This is a genomic window from Phycicoccus endophyticus (genome assembly GCF_011326735.1).
GTDB lineage: Bacteria > Actinomycetota > Actinomycetes > Actinomycetales > Dermatophilaceae > Phycicoccus > Phycicoccus endophyticus.
Genome location: NZ_JAANCN010000005.1, coordinates 114,846 through 140,469 on the forward strand (window position 1 = coordinate 114,846; position 25,624 = coordinate 140,469).

Annotated in this window: 25 protein-coding genes; 8 read left to right on the forward strand and 17 right to left on the reverse strand. The window is 73.5% G+C overall.

Annotation, left to right across the window (positions count from 1 at the left end):
• Positions 1–121: 121 nt before the first annotated feature.
• The gene (locus G8D98_RS07525; RefSeq protein ID WP_166101194.1) at positions 122–727 is read right to left on the reverse strand and encodes a DUF2238 domain-containing protein; all 606 of its coding nucleotides are present in this window, start codon (positions 725–727) and stop codon (positions 122–124) included.
• Between the two features lie 126 nt (positions 728–853).
• Between G8D98_RS07525 and lysS the strand changes: the two genes are divergently transcribed.
• The 4 genes from lysS (at position 854) to G8D98_RS07545 (ending at position 3,621) form a co-directional block, all read left to right on the forward strand.
• Positions 854–2,305 carry a lysine--tRNA ligase gene (gene lysS, locus G8D98_RS07530; RefSeq protein ID WP_166101486.1) on the forward strand — a complete coding sequence of 484 codons (1,452 nt, stop codon included), beginning with the start codon at positions 854–856 and terminating at the stop codon, positions 2,303–2,305.
• A gap of 16 nt (positions 2,306–2,321) precedes the next feature.
• Positions 2,322–2,540 carry a hypothetical protein gene (locus G8D98_RS07535; RefSeq protein WP_166100946.1) on the forward strand — a complete coding sequence of 73 codons (219 nt, stop codon included), beginning with the start codon at positions 2,322–2,324 and terminating at the stop codon, positions 2,538–2,540.
• 107 nt (positions 2,541–2,647) lie between these two features.
• Entirely contained in the window at positions 2,648–2,977 is a 330-nt protein-coding gene (locus G8D98_RS07540; RefSeq protein WP_166101197.1) for a histone-like nucleoid-structuring protein Lsr2, read from the forward strand.
• A gap of 56 nt (positions 2,978–3,033) precedes the next feature.
• On the forward strand, positions 3,034–3,621 hold the full coding sequence (locus G8D98_RS07545) for a (2Fe-2S)-binding protein (protein ID WP_166101200.1): 588 nt from the start codon (positions 3,034–3,036) through the stop codon (positions 3,619–3,621).
• Position 3,622: 1 nt separating this feature from the next.
• Here the strand turns inward: G8D98_RS07545 and G8D98_RS07550 are convergent, their stop codons facing one another.
• The 5 genes from G8D98_RS07550 to ligD (G8D98_RS07570) all read right to left on the reverse strand — a co-directional run bounded on the left by G8D98_RS07550 (position 3,623) and on the right by ligD (G8D98_RS07570) (position 8,310).
• Positions 3,623–3,880 (reverse strand): hypothetical protein, encoded by a 258-nt coding sequence (locus tag G8D98_RS07550; RefSeq protein ID WP_166101203.1) that lies wholly within the window; start codon positions 3,878–3,880, stop codon positions 3,623–3,625.
• Positions 3,881–3,943: 63 nt separating this feature from the next.
• Positions 3,944–4,960, reverse strand: coding sequence for a formylglycine-generating enzyme family protein (locus tag G8D98_RS07555; RefSeq protein ID WP_166101206.1), 1,017 nt, complete (start codon positions 4,958–4,960; stop codon positions 3,944–3,946).
• Between the two features lie 42 nt (positions 4,961–5,002).
• On the reverse strand, positions 5,003–6,448 hold the full coding sequence (locus G8D98_RS07560) for a sulfatase family protein (protein ID WP_166101209.1): 1,446 nt from the start codon (positions 6,446–6,448) through the stop codon (positions 5,003–5,005).
• Between the two features lie 37 nt (positions 6,449–6,485).
• Positions 6,486–7,361, reverse strand: a complete 876-nt coding sequence (ligD, locus tag G8D98_RS07565) for a non-homologous end-joining DNA ligase (RefSeq protein ID WP_166101212.1) — start codon at positions 7,359–7,361, stop codon at positions 6,486–6,488.
• On the reverse strand, positions 7,354–8,310 hold the full coding sequence (gene ligD, locus G8D98_RS07570) for a non-homologous end-joining DNA ligase (protein ID WP_166101214.1): 957 nt from the start codon (positions 8,308–8,310) through the stop codon (positions 7,354–7,356). Before ligD (G8D98_RS07570) ends, ligD (G8D98_RS07565) begins: the two co-directional genes overlap by 8 nt.
• A gap of 211 nt (positions 8,311–8,521) precedes the next feature.
• Here ligD (G8D98_RS07570) and ku point away from each other — a divergent pair, with 211 nt between their 5' ends.
• Both ku and G8D98_RS07580 read left to right on the forward strand, forming a co-directional pair.
• Positions 8,522–9,451 carry a non-homologous end joining protein Ku gene (gene ku, locus G8D98_RS07575; RefSeq protein WP_166101217.1) on the forward strand — a complete coding sequence of 310 codons (930 nt, stop codon included), beginning with the start codon at positions 8,522–8,524 and terminating at the stop codon, positions 9,449–9,451.
• 84 nt (positions 9,452–9,535) lie between these two features.
• A complete protein-coding gene (locus tag G8D98_RS07580) occupies positions 9,536–11,563 on the forward strand; it encodes a hypothetical protein (protein WP_166101219.1) in 2,028 nt (675 codons plus the stop codon).
• Between the two features lie 11 nt (positions 11,564–11,574).
• Here the strand turns inward: G8D98_RS07580 and G8D98_RS07585 are convergent, their stop codons facing one another.
• Together G8D98_RS07585 and G8D98_RS07590 are read right to left on the reverse strand one after the other, a co-directional pair.
• Positions 11,575–12,111, reverse strand: coding sequence for an amino-acid N-acetyltransferase (locus G8D98_RS07585; RefSeq protein ID WP_166101221.1), 537 nt, complete (start codon positions 12,109–12,111; stop codon positions 11,575–11,577).
• Positions 12,112–12,329: 218 nt separating this feature from the next.
• Positions 12,330–14,849, reverse strand: a complete 2,520-nt coding sequence (locus G8D98_RS07590; protein ID WP_166101224.1) for an ATP-dependent Clp protease ATP-binding subunit — start codon at positions 14,847–14,849, stop codon at positions 12,330–12,332.
• Between the two features lie 258 nt (positions 14,850–15,107).
• Between G8D98_RS07590 and G8D98_RS07595 the strand changes: the two genes are divergently transcribed.
• Entirely contained in the window at positions 15,108–15,983 is an 876-nt protein-coding gene (locus G8D98_RS07595; protein ID WP_166101226.1) for an LLM class flavin-dependent oxidoreductase, read from the forward strand.
• A 23-nt stretch (positions 15,984–16,006) separates the two neighbouring features.
• Here the strand turns inward: G8D98_RS07595 and G8D98_RS07600 are convergent, their stop codons facing one another.
• Positions 16,007–16,834 carry an Fpg/Nei family DNA glycosylase gene (locus G8D98_RS07600; RefSeq protein WP_166101228.1) on the reverse strand — a complete coding sequence of 276 codons (828 nt, stop codon included), beginning with the start codon at positions 16,832–16,834 and terminating at the stop codon, positions 16,007–16,009.
• 232 nt (positions 16,835–17,066) lie between these two features.
• On the opposite strand from G8D98_RS07600, the gene G8D98_RS07605 reads away from it, so the two are divergent.
• Positions 17,067–17,933: an HAD family acid phosphatase gene (locus tag G8D98_RS07605; RefSeq protein ID WP_166101231.1), complete on the forward strand. Its 867-nt coding sequence runs from the start codon at positions 17,067–17,069 to the stop codon at positions 17,931–17,933.
• Between the two features lie 151 nt (positions 17,934–18,084).
• Here G8D98_RS07605 and G8D98_RS07610 read toward each other — a convergent pair whose 3' ends face one another.
• From G8D98_RS07610 to rpsF, 8 genes are all read right to left on the reverse strand, one after another.
• Positions 18,085–19,005 (reverse strand): HhH-GPD family protein, encoded by a 921-nt coding sequence (locus G8D98_RS07610; RefSeq protein ID WP_275944342.1) that lies wholly within the window; start codon positions 19,003–19,005, stop codon positions 18,085–18,087.
• A gap of 1 nt (position 19,006) precedes the next feature.
• On the reverse strand, positions 19,007–20,089 hold the full coding sequence (gene disA / locus G8D98_RS07615) for a DNA integrity scanning diadenylate cyclase DisA (RefSeq protein ID WP_166101236.1): 1,083 nt from the start codon (positions 20,087–20,089) through the stop codon (positions 19,007–19,009).
• A 157-nt stretch (positions 20,090–20,246) separates the two neighbouring features.
• Positions 20,247–21,650: a DNA repair protein RadA gene (gene radA, locus G8D98_RS07620; protein WP_166101239.1), complete on the reverse strand. Its 1,404-nt coding sequence runs from the start codon at positions 21,648–21,650 to the stop codon at positions 20,247–20,249.
• Between the two features lie 53 nt (positions 21,651–21,703).
• Positions 21,704–23,455 carry a BCCT family transporter gene (locus G8D98_RS07625; protein ID WP_240920859.1) on the reverse strand — a complete coding sequence of 584 codons (1,752 nt, stop codon included), beginning with the start codon at positions 23,453–23,455 and terminating at the stop codon, positions 21,704–21,706.
• A gap of 206 nt (positions 23,456–23,661) precedes the next feature.
• Entirely contained in the window at positions 23,662–24,108 is a 447-nt protein-coding gene (gene rplI / locus G8D98_RS07630; protein WP_166101241.1) for a 50S ribosomal protein L9, read from the reverse strand.
• Positions 24,109–24,134: 26 nt separating this feature from the next.
• On the reverse strand, positions 24,135–24,371 hold the full coding sequence (gene rpsR / locus G8D98_RS07635) for a 30S ribosomal protein S18 (RefSeq protein WP_166101244.1): 237 nt from the start codon (positions 24,369–24,371) through the stop codon (positions 24,135–24,137).
• Positions 24,372–24,477: 106 nt separating this feature from the next.
• The gene (locus G8D98_RS07640) at positions 24,478–25,047 is read right to left on the reverse strand and encodes a single-stranded DNA-binding protein (RefSeq protein ID WP_166101246.1); all 570 of its coding nucleotides are present in this window, start codon (positions 25,045–25,047) and stop codon (positions 24,478–24,480) included.
• A 42-nt stretch (positions 25,048–25,089) separates the two neighbouring features.
• A complete protein-coding gene (rpsF, locus tag G8D98_RS07645) occupies positions 25,090–25,377 on the reverse strand; it encodes a 30S ribosomal protein S6 (RefSeq protein ID WP_166101247.1) in 288 nt (95 codons plus the stop codon).
• Between the last annotated feature and the right edge of the window lie 247 nt (positions 25,378–25,624).

Below are 25,624 nucleotides of genomic sequence, written 5' to 3' on the forward strand. Positions count from 1 at the left end.
GATTCAGTGTGTCAGAGGCGAATGAGCGATGGAATGGGCCACCACATCCCGGTCCTGGTCCTCGGATCCGCGGCAGAACCGCCGACCACTGCCGCGATGGTCGTCTGCTCCGCGACCCGCGTCAGCCCGCGCTCCGGCGCCTCTCCCCCGTCCACCGGAGGGCGAGGCCCGCGGTCAGGGCCCCGAGCGTGCCGAGGGTGAGGTCTGCGAGGGTGTCCTCGTAGGCCGTGGAGCGCTCGGTGCCGTGCCGGATGAACGTGTACCACTCCCCGAGCTCCCACCCGATGGCCAGGATGGCCCCGAGCCCGGTGACGACGAGGCCGACGGCCCACGGGGGCTCCACCCGCGCAGCGACCAGCAGCCCGAGGCCACCGAGGAGGAGCAGCCAGTTGACGTAGTGGTTCAGGTCGTCCCACCACGCCACGGTGTCGTAGAGGTCGAGGCTGTTGCCCGTCACGTCGACGAGGAAGGGGGCCATGACGAGCGCGAACGCGCCGTACGGCACCGGCGGCCGCGGTCCACGGCGGCGCGTGGACCACCACCACAGGGCCGGCACGAGGAGCATGAGCAGCGGGTAGGCGATCAGCCGCGCACCGAAGGCCTTGTCGGCGAAGCGCTCGATCCCCGGCCACCACTGCGCCACGGCGAGCTGGGCGACGGTGAGGGCCAGGACGGTCGCGGGCACCCACCACGGGCAGCGCGGTCGGGCGGCGGCAGCGGGGTCCACGGCCGCCAGTGTGGCACCCACCGCGCGCACGCCGCCGCGAGTGGCTGCAGGGTCACCCCCGTAGGCTTGTCCACCGTGACCGACACCCCCGCCGCCGACGTGACCGAGGCCGCGCTGCCGGAGCAGATGCGGGTCCGGCGCGCCAAGCGCGACCGCATCCTCGCCGACGGCGGACAGGCCTACCCGGTGCAGGTGCCGCGCACCCACTCGCTCGCCGAGGTGCGCCGCGGGTGGAGCCACCTCGACACCGGTGAGGAGACCACCGACGTCGTCGCGGTCGCCGGCCGCGTCGTGTTCGTCCGCACCACCGGCAAGCTGGCGTTCGCCACCCTCCAGGAGGGGGACGGGACCCGGCTGCAGGCGATGCTCAGCCTCGCCGAGGTGGGCGAGGAGGCCCTCGAGGCATGGAAGGCCGACGTCGACCTCGGCGACCACGTGTGGGTCGAGGGGCGCGTGGTCTCCAGCCGCCGCGGTGAGCTCTCGGTGATGGCCAGCCGCTGGGGGATGGCGAGCAAGGCGCTGCGCCCGCTGCCGGTCCTCCACAAGGAGCTGTCCGAGGAGTCGCGCGTGCGCCAGCGCTACGCCGACCTCGTCGTGCGCCAGGAGGCCCGCGACATGGTCCGGACCAAGGCCGCGACGCTGCGTGCCCTGCGCCGGGTGCTCGAGGAGCAGGGCTTCCTCGAGGTCGAGACACCCGTCCTCCAGCTCGTCCACGGCGGAGCCGCCGCCCGGCCCTTCCGCACCCACATGAACGCCTTCGACCAGGACATGGTGCTGCGGATCGCGCTCGAGCTGCCGCTGAAGAAGGCCGTCGTCGGCGGCGTCGACCGGGTCTACGAGATGGGCCGGATCTTCCGCAACGAGGGCGTCGACGCGACGCACTCTCCCGAGTTCACGATGCTCGAGGCCTACCAGGCCTGGGGCGACCAGCACACCGTCGGCGCCCTGGTCCGCGACCTCTACCTCGGGGTCGCCGACGCCCTCGGCGCGCGCCGGGTCCAGACCCCGGCCGGCGTGGTCGACCTCGACGGCGAGTGGCGCTGGCTGCCGGTGTACGACGCCGTGAGCGAGACGGTCGGCGAGCCGGTCACCCTCGAGACCCCCAAGGAGCGGCTGCTCGAGCTCGCCGCACGGCACGGCGTCGAGGTCGACCCGACGCTGGAGAAGGACCGGGTCTTCCTCGAGCTGCTCGGCGAGCTCGTCGAGCCCGGGCTGGTCCAGCCGACGTTCCTGTGCGACTACCCCGCCGTCGCCCAGCCGCTCGCCCGCCCGCACCGGTCGGTGCCCGGCCTGATCGAGGCGTGGGACCTCATCATCGGCGGCGTCGAGCGCGGTACCGGCTTCTCCGAGCTCGTCGACCCGGTGCTGCAGCGCCAGGTGCTCACCGACCAGTCGCTGCGCGCGGCCGGCGGTGACCCCGAGGCCATGGAGCTCGACGAGGACTTCCTGCGCGCTCTGGAGTACGGCGCACCCCCGATGGGGGGTCTCGGGGTGGGCATCGACCGGCTCGTCATGCTCTTCACCGGCGCAAACATCCGCGAGACGATCCTCTTCCCGCACCTGAAGCCGGAGGTCTGAGCCGATGGACTCCTTTGTGCCCTACGTCGTCGCCGTCGTCCCGACGATCGTGGTCGCCGCCTTCTTCTACGTCATCATCAAGCGGATGATGGAGGCCGACCGCCGGGAACGGCTGGCCCAGAGCCAGTTCGAGGCCGAGCAGGACCGCCGACAGGCCACCCGGAAGGACGGTCCGGACGACCCGGCACGACCCGTCGACAGTGCTCAGGAAAGCCACAGCGAGGAATTGCCCTGACGCATTTCTCCTGAACGCTCCTTTACCTTTACGATAGCCGGTGCATACCCTTCGCCGGGCATGCTCGTGAATGCCCCGAAAAACCCCATCTTCCGAAGGAATCCCCCATGGCCAAGAAGGTCCAGGTCCTGCTCGTCGACGACGTCGACAAGGAGTCGCCGGCCGACGAGACGGTGACGTTCGCCCTCGACGGCGTCAGCTACGAGATCGACCTCAAGAGCGAGAACGCCGCCAAGCTGCGCGACTCGCTCGCGATGTGGATCGGGCACGCCGAGCGCACGGGCGGCCGGCGCAGCACCTCGCGCGCCGGCAGCAAGGGCGCGCGTCGCGACGTCAGCGCGATCCGCGAGTGGGCGCGCAGCAACGGCTACGACGTCAGCGACCGCGGCCGCATCTCCAGCGAGGTCCAGGCGGCCTACGAGAAGGCCACCTCCTGAGGCCCGACCCGTCCGTGGCAGCGGCGGCTCCCGACCCGGGGGCCGCCGCTGCTCGCATGTCGGGCCGCCACCCCTGGCTGCGGTGGGCGGCCACCGGGCCGCCGCTGCCCCACCCTCTCGGGGAGGACCCGACGCCGTGGCAGGAGGAGCTGCACGCCCTCCACCGGCGCTGGTACGGCGGGGGCGCGCCCCCGGCCGTCGCCGCCGTGTTCGTCCTGCAGTGGCTGCTGCAGGTCCCCGCCCACACCGCGGCGCACGCGGCCACCGCCGGGCCGTGGAGCGCCTCGCTCACGGGCCTGACCTTCTCGCGCGCCCCCTCCCTCGTCCCCGACACCGTGCGCCTACCGCCGCTCCTGCCCGACGACCGCCCGCTCGAGGCCCGCCTCGCGGCCGCCGGTGCCGGCTACCGCGCGGTCGCCGAGCCGCTCGCGGCGGCCTATCCCGCGACGGTACGTCTCGGCCCGCACGTGCGGGCGGCGCTCGTCGACGACGTCTGGGCCGAGGCCCGCCGGACGGCCGAGCTCTCCCTCGGCCGCGACCTCCCCGGCGTGCTGCGGCGCGCGTCCTGCTGCCTCGTCTACGCCCTGCCCGGCTGCGTCGAGTGCGCGGGGTGCCCCCGCCGGGCGCCCGGCCCCGGCGGCTGAGTCAGCCCTCGAGGCGCACCCAGCGGGTGCCGTCCCATCGCCAGGTGACCGACCGGGTGCTGGTCTCCGTCGGGAGGGCGGCAGGGTCGGCACTGGCGGTGCGCACCTGCGGTCGGTCGTCGGCCACGCCCGCGGCCGCGGCGGTCGAGGCCGGCAGGGCGGCGACCCCGACGAGGGCGACCGCGGCGGCCGAGCCGAGCCCGCCGAGGGCTCGCAGGCCGTGGTGGTGACGGGTGGGGCTGCGCGGTGTGGTGTCCATGGCAGGAGGCTGCTGCCGCAGGCCCGGAGCCGGCTGTGCCCTTCCTGGGACGCCGATGTGACCTCAGCGCACGACGCAGCGGAAGCCGATGTGCGTCGTCGCGCTGTCCTCGGACTGCGGCGAGCGAGCGGCGGGCCGGTAGCGCAGGCAGTACTCCGGCGCACACAGGTGGGACCCGCCCTTGAGGACCCGCCGGGGGTGACGCTCCCCCGGGGCGACCGAGGCGGCGGCGAGGCGCTGCGCGTCGTCGGCTGGAGCCGCGACCACCCCCGCGCGCGCCGGCGCGCAGCACGAGTGCGCCGCCGCAGGCCCCTCGGGCACGACGGCGGTCTCCCCGCGGGCGAGGGCGTCGGCGCTCTCCCGGTCGGCCCCGACGCCGAAGAGGGTCCGGGTCCACTCCCACACGTTGCCGATGCAGTCCACGAGCCCGTAGCCGTTGGGTGGGAAGCTCCCGACGGGCGAGGTCCCGGCCCAGCCCAGCGCTGTGGTGTTGAGGTAGGGGAAGCGACCCTGCCAGGTGTTGGCCATCAGCCGGCCCCCGGGGTGGAGCTCCTCGCCCCACGCGTACGTCGTGCCGTCGGTGCCGCCCCGAGCCGCGTACTCCGCCTCGACCTCCGTGGGCAGGTCCCGCCCGGCCCACGCGGCGTACGCGAGCGCGTCCTCGTAGGCCACGAGCACGACCGGGTGCCTCTCCCTGCCCGTCAGGCCGCTGCCGGGGCCGGCGGGGGTGCGCCAGCTCGCACCGGGCTGCCACCGCCACCACTGGCTCCAGTCGCCGAGGTCGACCGGCCCGGGGGTCGGCGTGAACACCAGACCCCCCGGCACGAGCAGGGCGGGGTCGGCGCCGGGGAAGTCGGCCGGGTCGAGCTCGCACTCGGCGACCGTGACGTACCCCGTCGCGGCGACGAAGGCGGCGAACTGGGCGTTGGTGACCGGGTGGCGCTCCATCCGGAACGGCTCCACCTCCACGCGGCGCACCGGCCCCTCCTCCGGGTAGAAGGCGCTGGAGCCGTAGTGGAAGGTGCCTCCCGGCACGGCGACGAGCTCGCTGCGCCCGCCCCCGGTGCTCGTCTCGCCCACCGCCCCACGGTAACCCGGTCGGCCCGGCCGCGCGCCGCCGGCTCAGACCCCGTCGGGTACCGGCTGGCTCGGGTGCGGCTCGTCCCCGAGCTCGGCCTGGGCTCGCCACATCGCCACCGTGAGCTCCTCCCGGACCGCCGCGTAGGCCGGGTCGCCGTAGACGTTGTGCAGCTCCTCGGGGTCGTCGTGCAGGTCGTAGAGCTCCCAGTCGGGCGGGTAGGTCTGCCAGCTCGTGCCGGGCAGGCCCATCCCGTCGTTGTAGTAGTAGATGAGCTTGTAGCGGTCGGTCCGCCAGCCGTAGTGCGCGGGGGCCTTGTGGTTGGGGTCGTCGTTCTCCCAGTACCGGTAGTAGAAGCCCTCGTGCGGGGGCGCGGCCGGTGCCCCCACCAGGTCCGGCAGGAAGCTGCGCCCCTGCATCCGCGGGTGGGGCTCGACCCCGGCGGCCTCGAGGAAGGTCTGGGCCATGTCGACGTTGGTCACGATGCCCTCGAGGACCGTGCCGGCCGGGACCCGCCGCGGCCAGGAGAGCACGAACGGCATCCGGATGGACTCCTCGTACATGAGCCGCTTGTCGTACCACCCGTGGTCGCCGAGGAAGAAGCCCTGGTCGGAGGAGTAGACCATGAGGGTGTCCTCGTGGGCTCCTCGCTCGCGCAGCCACGCGGTGAGCCGCCCGACGTTGAGGTCGACGGAGTGCACGCAGCGCAGGTAGTCCTCCATGTAGCGCTGGTACTTCCACAGGGCCGCCTCCTCGTAGGAGAGCCCCGCCGGCGGGGTCGCCTTGAGGTCCTCGAGGTTCATCCCCTCGGCGAGGCGCATCGCCGCCCGCCGGGCCGACGCGGTGCGCGTCGCGTAGTCGTCCCAGAAGGTGCTCGGCACCGGCACCGGCTCGACGAAGAGGTCGGCGTGGTCCGGGTGGGGGGTCCACGGCCGGTGCGGCGCCTTGTGGTGGACCAGGAGGCACCAGGGGGCCTGCCCGTCGAGGCCCTCGAGCCAGCGCAGCGCGAGGTTGGTGATGACGTCCGTGGCGTAGCCCGGCTCGGTGCGCAGGCCGTCCGCGGAGAGCAGCTGCGGGTCGAGGTACTCGCCCTGGTCGACGAGCACGTCCCAGTAGTCGAAGCCCTGCGGGTCGTGGGGGACGCCGTCGGTCTCGCCGTGCCCGAGGTGCCACTTGCCGACGATCGCCGTGCGGTACCCCGCCTCGCGCAGCTGGGTGACGAAGGTCGGCTGGCTGGAGTCGATGTCCTCGGCGAGCACCCGCACGCCGTTGACGTGGCTGTAGGTGCCGGTGAGGATGCTCGCCCGGCTCGGCGCGCACAGCGAGTTCGTCGCGTAGCAGTGCTCGAGCCGGGCGCCGGACTGTGCGATCTCGTCGATGTGCGGGGTCTCGTTGACGACCGACCCGTAGGCCCCGACGGCGTGGGCGGCATGGTCGTCGGTGAGGACCATGAGGATGTTCGGGCGGCGGTCGCGGGGCTGCGAGGTCATCCCACGACCCTAGGACGCCCGACGGGAGGCCGGGACCTCAGGGCAGGCCGGCCAACAGGTCACCGTCACGGTCGAGGCGCTCGAGCACCTCCTCGATCATCAGCTGCTCCAGGGAGCCCCCGTCCTCGGCGCCGGCCTCGACCTCCGCCCAGGTGCGCGGCGCCGCGACCTGCGGCAGCTCACGGCCGCGCAGCGAGTAGGGGCTCACCGTCGTCTTCGCCGCGACGTTCTGGCTCCAGTCGAGGAAGACCTTCCCCGGGCGCAGCGACCGGGTCATCCGCCACAGGACGAGGTCCGGGTGTCTCTTGGTCATCTCCTGGGCGAGCTGCTGGGCCAGGTCGCGCACCTCGGACGAGGAGAGGTCGCCCCCGAGGCGCGCGTACAGCTGCATCCCCTTGCTGCCGGAGGTGACGGGGTAGAGCTCCAGGCCGAGACGCTCGAGCCGTTCGCGGACGAGCAGCGCGACCCGGGCACACTCGCGCAGGCCGGCCGGGGCTCCCGGGTCGAGGTCGACGACGAGCCGGTCCGGGTTCTCGCGGGTGCCGTCCTGCCCGACGGTCCACTGCGGGACGTGCAGCTCGAGGGAGTTGAGGTTGACCAGGTAGGTCAGCTCCGCGAGCCCGGGCACGAGGGGGTAGGTGACGTCGTCGACCTCGACCCGGGGCAGCCACGAGGGCGCGCCCGCGGGCAGGTTCTTCTCGAAGAACATCTGGTCCGCGACGCCGTGCGGCCAGCGGACCCGGGTGACCGGCCGGGAGCGCAGGTGGGCCAGCAGCACCCCCGCGACCCGCGCGTAGTAGTCGAGCACCTCGCCCTTGGTCGTCTCGGTCGAGGGGTACATCACCTTGTCCAGGCTGCTCAGCCGCAGCCGGCGCCCCTCGACGGTGACCCGGGTCGTCTCCGGCTCAGCCACCCTCCTCCACCTCCGCCAGCTCCTCGGGCGTCAGGTCGGTGCGCACCCCGAGGACCGAGGGCTGGCGCAGCCGGTGGCCGGCGGTCAGCTCCAGGGTCGCGACCTCGAGGACGACCCGGGGCTGCACCCAGGTCGTGCCGCGGGCGTCGATGCGAGGGACCTCCTCGGCGAACGGGGAGCTCGCCCGCTCCAGCGGCCGCAGCCGGCGCAGCAGGGCGGCCCCCGCGGCCCCGGCAAGGCCGGCGCCGACCCGGCCGGCGAACCGCCAGCCGCCGACGCCGTCCGGGAGGCCGACGAGCACCGCCCCGAGCCGGCCGGCCGAGGAGGCCCCCGAGCCGTCCTCGGGTCGCCAGCCGCCGACGACGACCGAGTAGGTGCGCCGGTGGGCGACCTTGCGCCAGTCCGCCGAGCGACGCCCGGGCAGGTAGGGCGAGGAGCGCCGCTTGCTCACGACGCCCTCGAGCCCCTGCTCCGCGGTCACCCGCAGCAGCAGTGCGCCGTCGTCGTGGACGTCGGGGACCTGCCACGAGCGCTCCTCGAGGGCGAGCTGCTCGAGCAGCCGCCGGCGCGCCGACCACGGCTGCCCGGTGAGGTCCTCCCCGAAGAGCCGCAGCAGGTCGAACACCATGAGGGTGACCGGCCGCGCGCGGGCCACCCGCTGGGCCCGGGCCCGCCCGCTGACGTGCATCCGGTCGGCAAGCGCGTGGAAGCTCGGTCTCCCGTCCTCGACCGCGACGACCTCCCCGTCGAGGAGCAGGTCGTCGTAGGTGTCGGCGAGCCCGTCGAGCTCGGGGAAGGCGGCGGTGACGTCGCGCTCGGTGCGGCTCGTGACGACCACCGCGCCGTCGTGCACGTCGACGAGCACCCGCATGCCGTCCCACTTCACCTCGTGCACCCACGCGTCACCGGCCGGCGGGGAGTCCGCGACGGTCGCGAGCATCGGGCGCATGCGCCCATCCTGCCGCGTCCCCCTCGGGCTCGAGTGCGCTCGTGGTCGCCCCAGCAGCCACTTGCGCACTCGACCGAGTGCGCTGGGCGCCACCGTCGGGCCCTCCACCGGCACCCCCGCACCCTCCCGCCGAGCCCGCCTCGCGCCTACGCTGGGCGGACGCACCGTCGCCGCCGCGGCGCCGGGCCGACGCAGGAGGACGTGACACGCGATGCGCGCGATCTGGAAGGGTGCCGTCTCCTTCGGTCTGGTCAACGTCCCGGTGCGGCTGTACTCCGCGACGGAGAACCACGACGTGCAGTTCCGGCAGGTCCACCGCGAGGACGGCGGCCGCATCCGCTACCGCCGGTTCTGCTCGATCGACGGCGAGGAGGTCAGCTACGACGACATCGCCAAGGGCTACGAGACCGAGGACGGCGACATGGTCGTGCTCACCGACGAGGAGCTGGCCGACCTGCCGAGCCGGACCTCCAAGGAGATCGGGGTGACCAAGTTCGTCCCCGCCGACCAGATCGACCCGATGTGGCTCGACAAGTCCTACTACCTCGAGCCGGACAGGTCGGCGACCAAGCCGTACGTCCTGCTGCGCGACGCGCTGGAGCGGGAGCGCCGCGTCGCCATCGTCACCGTCTCCATCCGCACCCGGATGACGATGGCGGTGCTCCGGGTGCGCGACGGCGTCATCGTCATGCAGACGATGTTGTGGCCGGACGAGGTCCGCGGCGCCGACTTCGCCCACGTCGAGGAGGAGCAGCACGCCACCAAGCAGGAGATGGACATGGCCCGGATGCTCATCGACCAGCTCGCCGGCGACTACGACCCCGGCGAGTACGAGGACGACTACGCCATCGCCGTCAAGGAGCTCGTCCGGGCCAAGGTCGAGGGCGGCGAGGTCGAGGTGGGTGCCGCCGAGGAGGAGGACAGCGGCGAGGTCGTCGACCTGCTCGCGGCGCTCTCGCGCTCGGTCGAGCGGGCCAAGGCCTCCCGGGGTGAGACGTCGAGCGAGGCCACCAGCGGGGGGAATGCCTCGACGGGCGGGAGCACGGAGAAGGGCACGACGCGCGGCGGCAAGGGGGGCGCCAAGAAGAGCACCTCGAAGAAGACCGCCGCGAAGAAGGCCAGCGCGAAGAAGGCCAGCTGAGCCGGCCCGGGCACCCGGTCTGCCGAGTTTCGGCCTAGCATCGAGCGACCGCCCCGACCGGTGGGCGCGGACCGGGAGGGACAGATGACGAGGACACGGCGCCTGGCAGCGGCTCCGCTGCTCGTCGCCGTCCTGGCCGGGGGGCTCGTGGGCCTCGCACCGCAGCCGGCGGCCGCGGCCACGGGCCTGTCCGCGAGCGCCCACAGCCGCTACGTGCTCGACGCCGAGGCCGAGGTCGTCCACGCGACGATGACCCTCGACCTGGAGAACGTCAGCCCGGACACCGAGGCCGACGGCGGGGTCTACACGTACTACTTCGACGCCTACGGCGTCCCGGTGCCCGCCGGCGCCGAGGCGGTCCGGGCGCGCAGCGAGGGGGCGGACCTGGGCGTCGAGGTGTCCGGCACCGACGACCCGAGCACCGAGCTGGTCCGGATCGGCTTCCCCAACCTGGAGTACGAGCAGACCCGGCACATCGTCCTCACCTTCGAGATCCCGGGGGCACCCCCGCGCTCGGAGAACAGCACCCGGGTGGGGCCGGGGTACGCGACGTTCGTCGCCTACGGGCCCGGTGACGCCGGGCACAACGTCGTCGAGGTGGTCGCGCCCTCGTCGATGACCTTCACGAGCACGATCGACGGCTTCAGCCCGCAGGAGGCGGCGGGCAGCACCACCTACACGGCCACCGAGAACACCTTCGACGGCGGCCTGTGGGCCGCCGTGTCCCTGCGTGACCCGCAGGCGACCACGGAGAGCACGGTCACCGTCGAGGACATGCCGCTGACCCTCGAGGCATTCCCGGACGACGACCAGTGGTCGGCGTTCGTCGCGCAGAAGGTCACCGACGGGCTACCCGTGCTCGCCCGGCTCGTCGACACCCCGTGGCCCGGTGGGCTGCAGCGCATCCGCGAGGACGCCTCACCGTCGCTGCGGGGCTACGACGGGTGGTTCGACCCCACCGGCGACGAGATCGTCGTCGGTGAGCAGCTCGACGACGACCTGATCTTCCACGAGCTGACGCACGCCTGGGTCTCCGGTGAGAGCTTCGAGCAGCGGTGGCTGTACGAGGGGCTGGCGCAGGCCACCGCCGAGCGGGCGGTCGACGAGACCGGTGGCACGCCGCGCGAGCACCCCGAGGTGAGCCCGACGAGCGCCGACGCGGTGCCGCTCAACGACTGGGCCGGCGACGCCGGCAGCCGGTCGGCCGACGTCGACGCCTACGCCTACCCCGCCTCCTACCGGGTGATGACCGCGCTGCTGTCCGGGCTGACCGACAAGCAGTTCGCCGCCGTCGTGGGGGCTGGTGTGCGCGGGGAGCGCGCCTACGACCCCGCGGGTCTGGTCACCCCGAGCGGTGGGCGCACCTCGTGGCAGGACTGGCTCGACCTGGTCCAGACCCGCGCCGGTGTCCGTGCCGCACCGAAGGTCTTCGCCACCTGGGTGCTCACCGACGCCCAGCGCAAGCGGCTGGCGCCCCGGGCCCGGGAGCGGCGCGCCTACGCCGCCCTCGACCGGGCCGACGGCGCGTGGCTGCCCCCCGAGGGCCTCCGGGACGCCATGACGACCTGGGACTTCTCCCGGGCACGGCACATCCGTGGAGCGGTGGCGCCCCTGGGCGCGGCCGCCACCGCCGTGCAGGACGCCGCGGCGGCCACCGGGCTCGACGTGCCCTCGCAGGTCCGCGAGGACTACGAGCAGGCCTCCCTCGACGCCGACTACGCCGAGCTCGCGACGAGCCTGCCCGCGACCGCGCGGGCGATGACCTCCGTCGGTGCCGCCCGAGACGCGGCGGCCGAGGACCGCGACGCCCTGAGCGCCCTCGGCGCCGACCTGCTCGGGCTGAGCGACCAGGCCGAGCAGGCGCTCGGCTACCTCGTCGACGGCGAGGTGTCCCGGGCGCAGGACGCGGCGGACGCCGTGGCGGCCACGCAACGGTGGGTGCTGCCGCTCGGCCTGGGGCTCGTTCTGCTCGCCACCGTGGTGCTCCTCGGCCTGGTCGGCGTCTTCGTCCTCGCCCTGCGGCGCCGCTCCCTGCCGCGGCACGCCGCCGGCGCTGTGGGCGAGGAGTCACCGCCCGCGGAGCACTCCGTGGGGGCCGGGCCCGCGGCCTGAGCGGCCCGGGCTCACAGGTGGCGCAGCATCCGGGTGTTGCCCAGCGTGTTGGGCTTGACCCGCTCCAGGTCGAGGAACTCGGCGACCCCCTCGTCGTAGGAGCGCAGCAGCTCGGCGTAGACCGCGGGGTCGACCGCCTGCCCGTCGATCGGCACGAAGCCGTGCCGGGCGAAGAAGCCGGTCTCGAAGGTCAGGCAGAACAGTCGGGAGACGCCGAGGGCCCCGGCCCGCTCGAGGAGGTGGCCGAGGATGGTCGAGCCGATGCCCCGGCCGGCGGCCGCCGGGTCGACCGCGAGGGTGCGGATCTCGCCGAGGTCCTCCCACAGCACGTGCACGGCGCCGCAGCCGACCACCCGGCCGGCGGCCTCGGCGACGACGAAGTCGCCGACGGTCTCGTAGTAGGCGACGGCCTCCTTCGCGAGCAGCACGCGGCGCTCGGCCAGCGGCGCGACGAGCTCACGGATGGCCCGGACGTCCGCGGTGCGCGCCGGGCGCACCGTGACGCTCTCCCCGTCGAGAGGGAGCGCCTCCGGGCTGCTCGTCGCCATCCCGGCAGCGTAGCCGCGGCGGGTCTGCGGACGTGAAGCGGCCCGCCACCGCAGGGGTGGTGGCGGGCCGTGCAAGGCGCCCCGGAGGCCCTTGCCCTTCAAGTCTGCGCCCGGCCCAGCGGGCATGGGGTAAAGAATGCGTAAGAATTCTTCACGTCCGGGACGTGCCGAGGGCCCCCGACCGCGCAGGTCGGGGGCCCTCGGCGGGTGGGCGGCGCTCAGCCCTCGGAGGCCTCCGCCGCGACCACGGGCAGCTCGATGCCCCGGGCGTGCGGCGTGCCCTGGAAGGTGAACGCGTCGTCCTTGGTCTCCCCGGTGGCGTCGACGGCGACGATCTCACCGGACTTCAGCTCGCCGAAGAGGATCTTCTCCGAGAGCACGTCCTCGATCTCGCGCTGGATCGTCCGGCGCAGCGGCCGGGCGCCGAGCACCGGGTCGTAGCCCTTGGCCGCCAGCAGGTTCTTCGCCGTCGGCGTCAGCTCGATGCCCATGTCCTTGTCCTTGAGGCGGGTGTCGAGCTTGGCGATCTCCAGGTCGACGATCTGGACGATCTCGGCCTGGGTCAGCTGCGGGAAGACGATGGTGTCGTCGACCCGGTTGAGGAACTCGGGGCGGAAGTGCTGCTTGAGCTCGTCGTTGACCTTGGCCTTCATCCGGTCGTAGTCGGACCGGCTGTCGGGGCCGGCGGAGAAGCCGAGCGTGCCCTTGGAGATGTCCCGCGTGCCGAGGTTGGTCGTCATGATGATGACGGTGTTCTTGAAGTCGACCATCCGACCCTGGGAGTCGGTGAGCCGGCCGTCCTCGAGCACCTGCAGGAGGGAGTTGAAGATCTCCGGGTGGGCCTTCTCGACCTCGTCGAACAGCACGACCGAGAACGGCTTGCGGCGCACCTTCTCGGTGAGCTGGCCGCCCTCCTCGTACCCGACGTAGCCGGGGGGGCTGCCGAAGAGCCGCGAGACGGTGTGCTTCTCGCTGTACTCCGACATGTCGAGCTGGATGAGGCTGTCCTCGTCGCCGAAGAGGAACTCCGCAAGGGTCTTGGCCAGCTCGGTCTTCCCGACGCCGGTGGGGCCGGCGAAGATGAACGAGCCGCCTGGGCGACGGGGGTCCTTCAGCCCGGCCCGGGTGCGCCGGATGGCCTGGGAGAGCGCCTTGATGGCGTCGTCCATACCGACGACGCGCTTGTGCAGCTCGTCCTCCATGTGGAGCAGACGGCTGGACTCCTCCTCGGTCAGCTTGAAGACCGGGATGCCCGTGGAGGCGGCGAGCACCTCGGCGATGAGCTCCTCGTCGACCTCGGCGATGACGTCCATGTCGCCGGACTTCCACTCGGCCTCGCGCTGGGCCTTCTCCGTGCGCAGGGTCTTCTCGTCGTCGCGCAGCCGGGCGGCCTTCTCGAAGTCCTGGCCGTCGATCGCCGACTCCTTCTCGCGCACGACGGCCGCGATCTTCTCGTCGAACTCGCGCAGGTCCGGCGGTGCGGTCATCCGGCGGATGCGCAGCCGCGCCCCGGCCTCGTCGATCAGGTCGATCGCCTTGTCGGGGAGGAAGCGGTCGTTGACGTAGCGGTCGGCCATGTTGGCCGCCGCGACGAGCGCGCCGTCGGTGATGGACACCCGGTGGTGGGCCTCGTAGCGGTCGCGCAGGCCCTTGAGGATCTCGATGGCGTGCGCGAGCGTCGGCTCGGCGACCTGGATCGGCTGGAAGCGGCGCTCGAGCGCGGCGTCCTTCTCGATGTGCTTGCGGTACTCGTCGAGGGTCGTCGCCCCGATGACCTGCAGCTCGCCGCGCGCGAGCATCGGCTTGAGGATGCTCGCGGCGTCGATCGCGCCCTCGGCGGCACCCGCCCCGACGAGGGTGTGGATCTCGTCGATGAACAGGACGATGTCGCCACGGGTGCGGATCTCCTTGAGGACCTTCTTCAGCCGCTCCTCGAAGTCACCGCGGTAGCGGCTGCCGGCGACGAGCGCGCCGAGGTCGAGGGTGTAGAGCTGCTTGTCCTTGAGGGTCTCGGGGACCTCGCCCTTGACGACGTCCTGGGCCAGGCCCTCGACGACGGCGGTCTTGCCGACGCCGGGCTCGCCGATGAGGACGGGGTTGTTCTTCGTGCGGCGGGAGAGCACCTGCATCACCCGCTCGATCTCCTTCTCGCGCCCGATGACCGGGTCGAGCTTGCCCTCGCGGGCGGCCTGGGTGAGGTTGCGCCCGAACTGGTCGAGGACGAGGGAGCCGGCCGGGGTGCCCTCGGCGGGCCCGCCCGCGGGAGCGCCGGCGCCCTGGGCCGCGCCCTCCTTGCCGCCCTGGTAGCCCGAGATCAGCTGGATGACCTGCTGGCGCACGCGCGAGAGGTCGGCGCCGAGCTTGACGAGGACCTGCGCGGCCACGCCCTCGCCCTCGCGGATGAGGCCGAGGAGGATGTGCTCGGTCCCGATGTAGTTGTGGCCGAGCTGGAGGGCCTCGCGCAGGCTGAGCTCGAGGACCTTCTTGGCCCGCGGGGTGAACGGGATGTGGCCGGTCGGGGCCTGCTGACCCTGACCGATGATCTCCTGCACCTGTTCGCGGACGGCCTCGAGGCTGATCCCGAGGCTCTCCAGGGCCTTGCTCGCCACGCCCTCACCCTCGTGGATGAGGCCGAGGAGGATGTGCTCGGTCCCGATGTAGTTGTGGTTGAGCCCGCGCGCCTCCTCCTGCGCGAGCACGACGACGCGCCGGGCGCGGTCGGTGAACCGTTCGAACATGGTGCTTCTCCTGACGTCGAGTCCCCTCGATGCTAGTCGCGTGACCCGGGGATGACGCCACCGTTGTCGGCAGGGCCGTGGACCTCGCGGCTACGGAGGTCACAACGCGGGGGCCCGGGTGGGCTGTTCCGCGTTCGCCCACGGCGTACACGGACCGGTCGGGGCGCCGCGTCCCTCGCGTCGGCGGCCGGGTCGGTGCCCGACCGTCCTGCCTGCCGACGTCGCGGTGATGTCGGTGGGTGCGGGCACACTCGCTGGATGACCCGGCTCGGCACGATCTTCCATCCCGGCCTCGCGCCCGAGGCGCTCCTGCCCGCGGCCCGGGCCGCCGACGAGGCGGGCCTGGACGAGCTGTGGCTGTGGGAGGACTGCTTCCGCGAGGGCGCCATCGCCTCGGCCGCCGCCGCTCTCGGGGCCACCTCCCGGGTCCGGGTCGGCCTCGGCGTCCTGCCGGTGCCGCTGCGCAACGTCGCCCTCACCGCGATGGAGCTGGCGACCCTCGAGCGTCTCCATCCCGGGCGGACCATCCCCGGCCTCGGCCACGGCGTGCAGGGCTGGATGGCCCAGGCCGGGGCCCGCGCCGCCTCACCGCTGACCCTGCTGCGGGAGTACACCGAGGCCCTTCGGCTCCTCCTGGCCGGGGAGACCGTCACCGTCGACGGCGAGTACGTGCGCCTCGAGGACGTCCGGCTGTCCTGGCCGCCGCAGGGGCCGGTCGCGCTCCACCTCGCGGGTGAGGGGCCTCGGACCCTCGAGCTCGTCGGTGCGCTCGCCGACGGCCTCGTCGTGCCGGGGGGCTACCCGCCGCAGCGGCTGCGGACGGTGGTCGGCCGGCTCGCCGCGGGTGCGGCGGCAGCGGGGCGCACGCGGGTCCCCGAGGTCACGGTCTTCGTGCCGTGCGCCTTCGGCGACCAGGGCCGCTCCCGGGTCGAGGAGCATCGTCGTGAGCACGGCATCCCCGCCTCCGAGCCGGTCTGCGAGGTGTGGGGGCAGCCGCAGCAGGTGGCCGAGGGGGTCGCCCGGCTCGCCGCGGCCGGTGCCGACTCCGTCGCGCTGCTGCCGCTCGGTGACCTCGGCCCGCGGGAGTTCGCCCGGGCGGCGGGGGAGGTGGGAGCCCTCCTGGCTTCGGGCTGAGACTGCCGCGGGGTATCCGGGCGTCACCGGCGGCGCTGGCAGCGGCCGCACCAGTAGAGCGTGCGGCCGGCCACCACCTGGGAGCGGACCCGCGACCCGCAGCGGGGGCACGGCTGCCCCTGGCGGCGGTAGACCGCCGAGGTGCGCTCGGCCAGCCGCGGCGGCTCCCCGCGCCCGAGCGCCGCCTCGACCTGACGCACCTGCTCCTCGGTCGTGACGATCCTTCCGGTGGCGACGCCGAGCGGCATGAGCCGGACGAGGTCCTCCCAGAGCAGGCGCCAGGATGCGGCGCGCAGCTCACGGCCCGGGGTGAAGGGCGAGAGCCGGTGCCGGAAGAGCACCTCGCATCGGTAGACGTTGCCGACGCCGGCGACCACGGCCTGGTCCATGAGCAGCTCCGCGACGGTGCGCCCGGACCGGTGGAGGCGGTGCCAGGCGCGCTCGGGGTCCGCGTCCGGGCGCAGCGGGTCCGGGCCGAGGCGGGAGAGGACCGCGGCCACCTCGTCGGGGGTGACGACGGCGCACTGCGTGGGACCACGCAGGTCCGCGACGTGCTCACCGTGCGCGAGCCGCATCCGCACCTGGCCGACGACCGGTGCCTCGGCCGTCCACGGCCCGGCATCGAGGGTGAAGGTCCCGATCAGCCCGAGGTGCACGTGCACCCAGCGCTCCTGCGAGAACTCCAGGAACAGGTGCTTCCCCCGGGAGGTCGCGGCGAGCAGCTCGCGCCCCGAGACCTGCGCCGCGCCGTCGGCGAAGCGGCCCTGGGGGCTGGTGACCGTGGGTCGGGTCCCGGCGAACGCCTCGTGCAGGTCACGGGCGAGGGCGAAGAGGGTGTGGCCCTCGGGCATCAGGCACCCCGGCCGGGCAGGGTGACGCCGGGCGGAGGGGCCGGCGACGGGCCGGGCCGGTGGGTGCGGGGCGTCATCTCGCCATTGTCCCCACCGCGGCGTTCCCGAGGGGGGCGACCGGCTGAGGAGGCGCTGAGGGCCTCGCGAGGCGGGGCGTAGCGCAGCCCCCGCGCGCCCGCCGATCGGCCTAGCGTCCGCAGCGTTCCCGCCCATCCCCGTCCAGGAGGACCCCATGTCCGCACGTTCCCTCTCCCGCCGCACGACCGTGGCCGGTGCGGTGGCAGCCGCCGCCCTCGTCGGAGGCGGCGTCGCCTACGGCGCCGGCTCCGAGCCGGCGATCACGACGTCCACCCCGCGCTCGGCCGACCAGGTGACGAACATCGACGTGCTGCGCCAGCAGATCCGCAACTACTACGGCGACCCCCTCGGCACGGGCACGTTCGCCGCGCACGGCAACTACGCCAAGGAGGCCTCGTCGGTCGCGTCCGCCGGCGAGCGCTGGCTGGGCAGCCGTCACCACAGCCGCGCGAGCACCCGGCACCGGCACGGCCACGGCAGCGCGGCGACGAAGGCGATCGTCCTCGACGTCGACGACACCACCCTGACGACGTGGAACTACGAGGTCGCGAGCAACTGGGACTACAACCCGACGACCAACGCCGAGTACGTGCAGGGCCAGCAGTTCCCGGCGACGCCGGGGATGGTGACGATGGTCCGTACCGCCAAGCGCGAGGGGTACGCGGTCTTCTTCCTCACCGGGCGGCCGAGCTCGCAGGAGGAGGCGACCCTCGGCAACCTCACCGCCGACGGGGTCGGCGTGGACGCCGGCTACCCGGAGCCGACGACCCTTCCGGACGGGGAGGACGGGCTGTTCACCAAGCCGGACGTCGCCGACTACCCGGACTACCTGACGGCCGCGTGCGCCGGCGACCCCGGTGGCAAGTGCACGACCATCCACTACAAGGCGGCGACGCGGGCGCACATCGAGGCCCAGGGGTACGACATCGTCGCCAACTTCGGCGACCAGTACAGCGACCTCAAGGGCGGGCACGCCGACCGCGGCTTCAAGATGCCCAACCCGAACTACTTCCTCCCCTGACCCACCGTCACCGAATCGACCAATAGGTCACACCAGGCACACCCGACCGTCACCGAATCGACCAATAGGTCACGCCAGGCACACCCCACCGTCACCGAATCGACCAATAGGTCACGACGCGCACGGGGCGTCATGCCTACGGTGACGAGGCTCAGGCCGGGAGGGCGAAGGCCGTCCCGTCGGGCACCGGCTCGACGAGACCGTCCTCGACGAGCGAGGCGAGGCACCGGTCGACCTGCTCGAGGTGGCCCGTGCCGTGGCGCCGCAGGCGCTGCGCCACGGCCTCCTCGAGCGCCCCGCGCGGCACGGGGGAGGACCTCTCGCGCAGCACCTGCACCAGCGCACCGCGCATCTGCCGGTCGGTCCCCGCCCAGGCCTGGCCCCGCCGCGGGGGCCCGGCCTCGGCGGGGCTGCCGGCCGCCCGCCACGCGCAGACCTGCGCCAGCGGGCAGTCGGCACACCGTGGCACACGCGCGCGGCAGACGAGCGCGCCCAGCTCCATGACCGCGACGTTCCACACCGCCGCGTCGGCGGCGGCGGTCGGGACGAGGGTGGCGGCCAGCCGCTGCTCGGCAGCGGTCAGCGACGGCGCCGCCAGCGCTCGGCCCTCCACGGCACGGGCCAGCACCCGGCGCACGTTGGTGTCGACGACGACCGTGCGCCGGCCGAAGGCGAACGCGGCGACCGCGGCGGCCGTGTACGCACCGACCCCCGGCAGGGCTCGCAGCGCGTCCTCGTCGGCAGGGACCTCGCCGCCGTGCCGCTCGAGGATGACCATCGCCGCCTCGCGCAGCCGCAGCGCCCGTCGGGGGTAGCCGAGCCGCCCCCAGGCGCGGACGACGTCGCCGGGGCTCGCCTCGGCGAGCGCCTCCGGTGTGGGCCAGCGCGCCATCCATTCCCGCCACACCGGCTCGACCCGCGCCACCGGCGTCTGCTGGGCCATGACCTCCGAGACGTACACCCCCCAGGCCGGCGTCGCCGGGTCGCGCCAGGGCAGCGGACGGGCGTGCTCGGCGTACCAGCCGAGCACCCGGCGGCGGAGGACCTCGGCCTCCGGCGCGACGCGCGGCACGTCAGACGTAGCGCTCGAGGATGCTCGTCTCGGCCAGCCGGGAGAGGCCCTCGCGCACGAGGCGGGCGCGGCCCTCACCGACCCCGTCGACGTCCATGAGGTCGTCGATGTTGGCCGCGAGCAGCTTCTGCAGCGACCCGAAATGCCCGACGAGCCGGTCGACGATGGCGCCCGGCAGCCGCGGCACCTTGGACAGCAGCCGGTACCCGAGCGGGCTGACCGAGGAGTCCAGCGCGTCGCCGACGACGGTGAACCCCATGGCCTTGGCCCCCGCGGACGGGTCGAGCAGCTCGGTGTTGTCCATCGCGACGAGGTTGGCCACCGACTCCTCGAGCGAGAAGCCCGCCTTGGCCTCGGTGAGGTAGTCGCGGATGACGAGGCCGAGGTCGTCCGAGAGACCCCCGGTCAGCTCCTCGAGCTGGAGGCTGAGCAGCCGGCCGTCCGTGCCGAGCTGGACGACGTACTCGGCGATCTCGTCCTTGATCCGGCGGACCATCTCGAGGCGCTGGAGGACGTTGGCGACGTCGCGGACGGTGACGAGGTCCTCGATCTCCAGGGCTGAGAGCGTGCCGGTGACCTCGTCGAGCCGCGCCTTGTACCGCTCGAGGGTCTGCAGTGCCTGGTTGGCCCGGGAGAGGATGGCGCTGGAGTCCTCGAGGACGACCCGGCGGCCGGCGACGTACAGCTGGATGATCCGCATCGACTGGCTCACCGAGACCACGGGGTAGCCGGTCTGCTTGGCCACCCGCTCGGCGGTGCGGTGCCGGGTGCCGGACTCGCTGGTGTCGATGCCGGCGTCGGGGAGCAGCTGGGTCGCGGCGTGCAGGATGCGGGTGACGTCACGGTCGACGACGACGGCGCCGTCCATCTTCGCCAGCTCGCGCAGCCGGGTCGCCGAGAACTCGATGTCGAGGGGGAAGCCGCCGGTGGCGATCTGCTCGATGACCCGGTCGTGGCCGAGGACGATGAGCGCGCCGGTGCGACCGCGCAGGATCCGCTCCAGCCCGTCGCGCAGCTCGGTACCCGGGGCGACGGCGGCGAGCGTGGCGCGCAGCAGGTCGTCGTCGCTCGGCGGGACGGGCATGCGTGCTCCTTCCCGACAGCGGACCCGTAGGGCGTGGGCATCGAGCGCCACGCCGGATGCATCGTAACCGGGCGCCGGTCACGGCGAGGTCTCGATCTGCGGGAGCTCGCAGCGACACCCGCCGCTCAGCGCCGCGGCGCCTCGTGGAGCGCGCGCCTCAGCCCGTCGGGGCCTCGTGGAGCGCGCGCCCGACGGCCTCGGCGACCGTCGCGACCTCGAGCACCGCAAGCCCCTCCGGCACGGGACCACCGCCGAGGACGCCCGAGGGCACGACCGCCCGGGTGAAGCCGAGACGCGCGGCCTCGGCCAGCCGGCGATGGGCACCGGTGACCGGCCGCACCTCGCCGGCCAGGCCGACCTCACCGAAGGCCACGGTGCCGGTGGGCAGCGGGCGGTCGGTGATCGCGCCGGCCAGGGCGAGCGTGATCGCGAGGTCGGCGGCGGGCTCGGTGAGCCGGACCCCCCCGACGGTCGAGAGATAGGCGTCGCTGGAGCCGATGGGCGCCCGGGCCCGCTTGTCGAGCACGGCGAGGACCATGTTGACCCGGGCGGTGTCCAGCCCGCTCGTCGCCCGCCGCGGGGTCGCGAGCGTGGAGGCGGTGACGAGCGCCTGGACCTCGGTGACCAGCGGGCGGCGCCCCTCGAGGGTCACCGTGACGCAGGTGCCCGCGACCGCCGCGGTACGACCGGAGAGGAACAGCCCGCTGGGGTCGGCGAGCCCGACGACGCCGACGTCGGACAGGTCGAAGCAGCCGACCTCGTCGGTGGGGCCGTAGCGGTTCTTCACGGCCCGCACGAGGCGCAGCCGGGAGTGCCGGTCGCCCTCGAACTGCACGACGACGTCGACGAGGTGCTCCAGGACGCGGGGCCCGGCGATCGAGCCGTCCTTGGTCACGTGCCCGACGAGCAGCACGGCGATGCCTCGGGCCTTGGCGACCTGGATGAGGGAGGCGGCCACCTCGCGCACCTGCCCGACGTTGCCGGCCGAGCCCTCGACCTCGGCACTGCTCACGGTCTGCACCGAGTCGACGACGAGCAGCTCGGGGCGCACCTGCTCGACCTGCCCGAGCACCGTGGCCAGGTCGGTCTCGCTCGCGAGGTAGAGCCCGCGCGCCATCGCCTCGATCCGCTCCGCCCGGGCCCGGACCTGCGCCGCCGACTCCTCGCCGCTGACGTAGAGCACGCGCCGCTCGCCGTGCTCGCCGGAGCGCGCCGCCCGCCCGGCGACGTCGAGCAGCAGGGTCGACTTGCCGATGCCCGGCTCGCCGGCGACGAGGACGACCGCGCCCGGCACGAGCCCCCCGCCGAGCACCCGGTCGAACTCGGCGACCCCGGTGGGGCGCGCCACGGCGTGCGTGACGTCGACCTCGCCGATCGGCAGCGCCGGCCGCTCCGGGGTGGTCACGGCCACCGTGCGGGCGGTGACCGCACCGACCTCGGCCACGGTGGCCCACGCCTGGCACTCGCCGCAGCGGCCCACCCACTTGGCGGTCTGCCAGCCGCACTCGGAGCAGCGGTAGGCCGCCGCCCCCTTCGCCCGTCGCGCCGCCGTCCCAGCCATGGCGCCCACGCTAGGCCCCGGGTCGGACAGCGGCGCGCAGGCGGGGCTCGCCGCTACGGGGTACCCGGGCCGCTCCCCCCGGTGCCGGGGCGCGCCGCCGGCGGCCGGCCGGCCTCGCCTGCGGTGCCGTCGTCGCCCGCCGCGGCCGCGACGCGCTCGCGCAGGTCGGGGGTGCGCGCGATGTGCCCGGCGATCTCGTCGGCCAGCAGGCGCCGCTCGGCACGCTCCATCCGGCCGTGCTCGCGCAGCAGCACCCGCGCGGTCGAGACGACCATCCCGATCATCACGAGGCTGAACGGCAGCGCGAGCAGGATCGCCGCGGTCTGCAGTGCGGTGAGCCCACCCCCTCCCGCGGTGAGCAGCGCGATGGCCACGGCACCCTCGAGCAGCGCCCACAGCACCCGGCTCCACGTCGGGGGCTCGGGGTCACCGCCGCTGGCGAGCATGTCGACGACGAACGAGCCGGAGTCGGAGGAGGTGACGAAGAAGACGACGACGAGCAGGATCGCGACGACGCTGAGCAGCCCCGACCACGGCAGCCCCTCGAGCAGCTGGAAGAGCGCGCTGTCCTGGTCGACGCCGCCCTTGGCGTCGATGAACCCGCCCTCGCCGAAGATCTCCCGGTGGATGCCGGTGCCCCCGAAGACCGCGAACCACAAGAAGGTGACGACGGTCGGCACGAGGAGGACGCCGGTGACGAACTCACGGACGGTGCGCCCCTTGGAGATCCGGGCGATGAAGACCCCGACGAACGGGGCCCAGCTCATCCACCATCCCCAGTAGAACGTCGTCCAGCCCGAGAGCCAGGAGGTGCCGTCCTCGCCCTGGAAGGAGAGGGTGCGGAAGGAGAGGGTGAAGAAGTTGGACACGTAGCTGCCGACCGAGGACACGAAGTCGCCGAGGAGGAAGACGGTCGGGCCGAGGACGAGGACGAGGAGCATCAGGGCCCCGGCGACGCCCATGTTGAGGTTGGAGAGGAACTTGATGCCCTTGTCGAGGCCGGTGACCACCGACGTCGTCGCCATCGCGGTGATGCCGATGATGAGCAGCACGAGCAGCCCGGTGCCTGCCTTCCCCACGACCCCGAGGAACTCCAGGCCCGCGCCGACCTGCATGACGCCGAAGCCGAGCGAGGTCGCGACGCCGAAGAGGGTGCCGACGACGGCGATGACGTCGATCGCGTCACCGAGGCCGCCCTTGACCCGGTCGCCGAGCAGCGGCTCGAGGGCCCAGCGGATGGAGACCGGGCGGCCCTTGCGGTGGATCGCGTAGGCCATCGCCAGGCCGACGACGACGTAGATGCCCCAGGCGTGCAGGCCCCAGTGCAGGTAGGTGGCGTCGGTGGCCGCACGCGCCTTCTCGGCATCCGTGGGCCCGGTCCCGGGCGGGGGCGACGCGAAGTGGCTCAGCGGCTCGGCGACCCCCCAGAAGACCAGGCCGATCCCCATGCCGGCCGCGAAGAGCATCGCGAACCACGCGGTGAGCGAGAAGTCCGGCTTCTCGTCGTCCTTGCCGAGGACGACCCGGCCCATCGGCCCCAGCGCTGCCCACAGCGAGAAGGCGATGAAGCCGCTGACGATGAGGATGTAGTACCACCCGAGGTCGCCGACGACGGTGTCGTTGAGCGTGGTGAAGACCTTGCCGGTCCACCCCGGCGCCAGCAGGGCGAGGGCGACGAAGCCGACGATGATGCTCAGCGCGGGCCAGAAGACCCGCGGCGCGGTGATCCGCCGCGCGTCGCGGCCCGGCTCGGGGGGCACCTCCGCGTCGGGCACGCGGGGCTCGGGGTGGTCGGTGACGGACACGGTCTTGCTCCTCCGGGGACGGGGGTCTGGGAACTCGTTCGCCGCCCGACGCTAGCGGTGCGGGCCCGGTGTTGGCCAACCCCGGCGGGCCGTGGTCCCTGCCGGCGGGGGCGAACCCGTCGGGCGCAGCGGGCGGCGCCCGGGGCGTCGTCGCACGCACGAGGGCCCCGGACCGCGGGGTCCGGGGCCCTCGTCGGGCGCAGGCGTCAGCCGGCGACGACGTCGAGCGCGAGCGTGGCCTGCACCTCGGGGTGGAGGCGCACGCGCGCCGTGTGCGAGCCGACGTTCTTGATCGGCGTCGGCACCTCGATCCGGCGGCGGTCGAGCTGCGGCCCACCGGCGGCCTGGACCGCCGCGGCGATGTCGGCGGTGGAGACGGCGCCGAAGAGCCGCCCCTCGGAGCCGGCGTGCGCGGTGACCGTGACCGGGGAGGCCTCGAGGTTGCCCTTGATCGACTGCGCCTCCTCGAGGGAGCGCACGGCGCGGGTCTCGCGGGCCTTGCTGATCGCGTCGACCTGCTTCTGCCCGCCCTTGGTCCACGCGGTCGCGAGGCCACGCTTGAAGAGGAAGTTGCGGGCGTAGCCGTCCTTGACGTCGACGACGTCACCGGCGGTGCCGAGGCCGGAGACCTCGTGGGTGAGGATGACCTTCATCGGTGTTCAGCTCCTTCGGCGACGGGTCAGCGGGACGAGCTGGAGTAGGGCAGCAGCGCCATCTCGCGCGCGTTCTTCACCGCGTTGGCGATGAGCCGCTGCTCCTGCACCGTGACGCCGGTGACCCGGCGGGCGCGGATCTTGCCGCGGTCGGAGATGAACTTGCGCAGCAGCGCGACGTCCTTGTAGTCGATGTTCTCGACCTTCGCCGCCTTGAGCGGGTTGGCCTTCTTCTTCGGCTTGCGAATGGCGGGCTTGGCCATCGTGGTGCTCTCCTTCTGCCGGCGACGCCGGCGGATGAGCCCCGGTCACCCGGGGATGGTGTCGGTCTGGTGTGTCGGGCGTCGGCGGGCGGGTGCCCGCCGCCGCTCAGAAGGGGGGTTCGTCGTAGCTCGGCGCCTGGCCCCAGCCGCCCTGCTGGCCACCCTGGGGCTGCTGCGGCGCCTGCTGGCCGCCGCCGTAGCCGCCCTGGCCGCCGCCACCCTGCTGGGGGGCGGAGCCACCGGTGGCCCACGGGTCGTTCTGCTGGGTGAAGCCGCCGCCACCGCCGCCGAAGCCTCCGCCGGACCCGCCGCGCTCGGCCTTGGTGACCTTGGCGGACGCGTACCGCAGCGACGGGCCGACCTCGTCGACCTCGAGCTCCATGACGGTGCGCTTCTCGCCCTCCTTGGTCTCGTACGAGCGCGACTTCAGCCGGCCCGAGACGATGACACGGGTGCCCCGGTGGAGGGACTCGGCGACGTTCTCGGCCGCATCCCTCCAGATGGAGCAGCGCATGAAGAGGGTCTCGCCGTCCTTCCACTCGTTGGCCTGCCGGTCGAACATGCGCGGCGTGGACGCGACGGTGAAGTTGGCGACCGCCGCACCCGAGGGGGTGAAGCGGAGCTCGGGGTCGGCGGTGAGGTTGCCGATGATGGTGATGACGGTGTCGCCTGCCATGACGGGTGTCCCTTCGGGGGTCGTGGGCTGGTGACGGAGGGCTCAGGCGCCGGGGCGCAGGAGCTTGGTCCGCATGACGGACTCGTTGAGCCCGAGCTGGCGGTCGAGCTCCTTGGCCGTGGCCGGCTCGGCCGTGAAGCCGACGACGGCGTAGATGCCCTCGGCCTTCTTCTTGATCTCGTAGGCCAGCCGGCGCCGGCCCCAGACGTCGACCGTGTCGATGCTGCCACCGTCGGTGGTCACGACCTTGAGGAACTTCTCCAGCGAGGGCTGGACGGTCCGGTCGTCGAGCTCGGGGTCGAGGATGACCATGAGTTCGTACTGACGCATGCGCTCACCCGCCTCCTTCGGTCTCAAGCGGTCACGGTCTCTCCGTGACAGGAGGGTATGCGGTGCGGCCCGGGGCGCCGCGGAGTCGTCCACAGCCTGCCCGTCGGGCAACCGCCCCAGCGTACCGGGCCGGTGCCGTTCGGGCCCAATCCGCCGCCGGCCTCCCCTCCGGTGACCTCACCCCACCGTGCCTGACGTGACCAATAGGTCACGTTGACGACAAGCCGGCGTGCCTGATGTGACCAAT

Bases quoted from the DNA above. Each gene is read 5' to 3' on its own strand.
- lysS (WP_166101486.1), top strand. From the start codon at position 854: ATGCGGGTCCGGCGCGCCAAGCGCGACCGCATCCTCGCCGACGGCGGA.
- G8D98_RS07540 (WP_166101197.1), top strand. From the start codon at position 2,648: ATGGCCAAGAAGGTCCAGGTCCTGCTCGTCGACGACGTCGACAAGGAG.
- G8D98_RS07545 (WP_166101200.1), top strand. From the start codon at position 3,034: ATGTCGGGCCGCCACCCCTGGCTGCGGTGGGCGGCCACCGGGCCGCCG.
- G8D98_RS07550 (WP_166101203.1), bottom strand. From the start codon at position 3,880: ATGGACACCACACCGCGCAGCCCCACCCGTCACCACCACGGCCTGCGA.
- G8D98_RS07560 (WP_166101209.1), bottom strand. From the start codon at position 6,448: ATGACCTCGCAGCCCCGCGACCGCCGCCCGAACATCCTCATGGTCCTC.
- ligD (WP_166101214.1), bottom strand. From the start codon at position 8,310: ATGCGCCCGATGCTCGCGACCGTCGCGGACTCCCCGCCGGCCGGTGAC.
- ku (WP_166101217.1), top strand. From the start codon at position 8,522: ATGCGCGCGATCTGGAAGGGTGCCGTCTCCTTCGGTCTGGTCAACGTC.
- G8D98_RS07580 (WP_166101219.1), top strand. From the start codon at position 9,536: ATGACGAGGACACGGCGCCTGGCAGCGGCTCCGCTGCTCGTCGCCGTC.
- G8D98_RS07585 (WP_166101221.1), bottom strand. From the start codon at position 12,111: ATGGCGACGAGCAGCCCGGAGGCGCTCCCTCTCGACGGGGAGAGCGTC.
- G8D98_RS07590 (WP_166101224.1), bottom strand. From the start codon at position 14,849: ATGTTCGAACGGTTCACCGACCGCGCCCGGCGCGTCGTCGTGCTCGCG.
- G8D98_RS07595 (WP_166101226.1), top strand. From the start codon at position 15,108: ATGACCCGGCTCGGCACGATCTTCCATCCCGGCCTCGCGCCCGAGGCG.
- G8D98_RS07600 (WP_166101228.1), bottom strand. From the start codon at position 16,834: ATGCCCGAGGGCCACACCCTCTTCGCCCTCGCCCGTGACCTGCACGAG.
- G8D98_RS07605 (WP_166101231.1), top strand. From the start codon at position 17,067: ATGTCCGCACGTTCCCTCTCCCGCCGCACGACCGTGGCCGGTGCGGTG.
- disA (WP_166101236.1), bottom strand. From the start codon at position 20,089: ATGCCCGTCCCGCCGAGCGACGACGACCTGCTGCGCGCCACGCTCGCC.
- radA (WP_166101239.1), bottom strand. From the start codon at position 21,650: ATGGCTGGGACGGCGGCGCGACGGGCGAAGGGGGCGGCGGCCTACCGC.
- rplI (WP_166101241.1), bottom strand. From the start codon at position 24,108: ATGAAGGTCATCCTCACCCACGAGGTCTCCGGCCTCGGCACCGCCGGT.
- rpsR (WP_166101244.1), bottom strand. From the start codon at position 24,371: ATGGCCAAGCCCGCCATTCGCAAGCCGAAGAAGAAGGCCAACCCGCTC.
- G8D98_RS07640 (WP_166101246.1), bottom strand. From the start codon at position 25,047: ATGGCAGGCGACACCGTCATCACCATCATCGGCAACCTCACCGCCGAC.
- rpsF (WP_166101247.1), bottom strand. From the start codon at position 25,377: ATGCGTCAGTACGAACTCATGGTCATCCTCGACCCCGAGCTCGACGAC.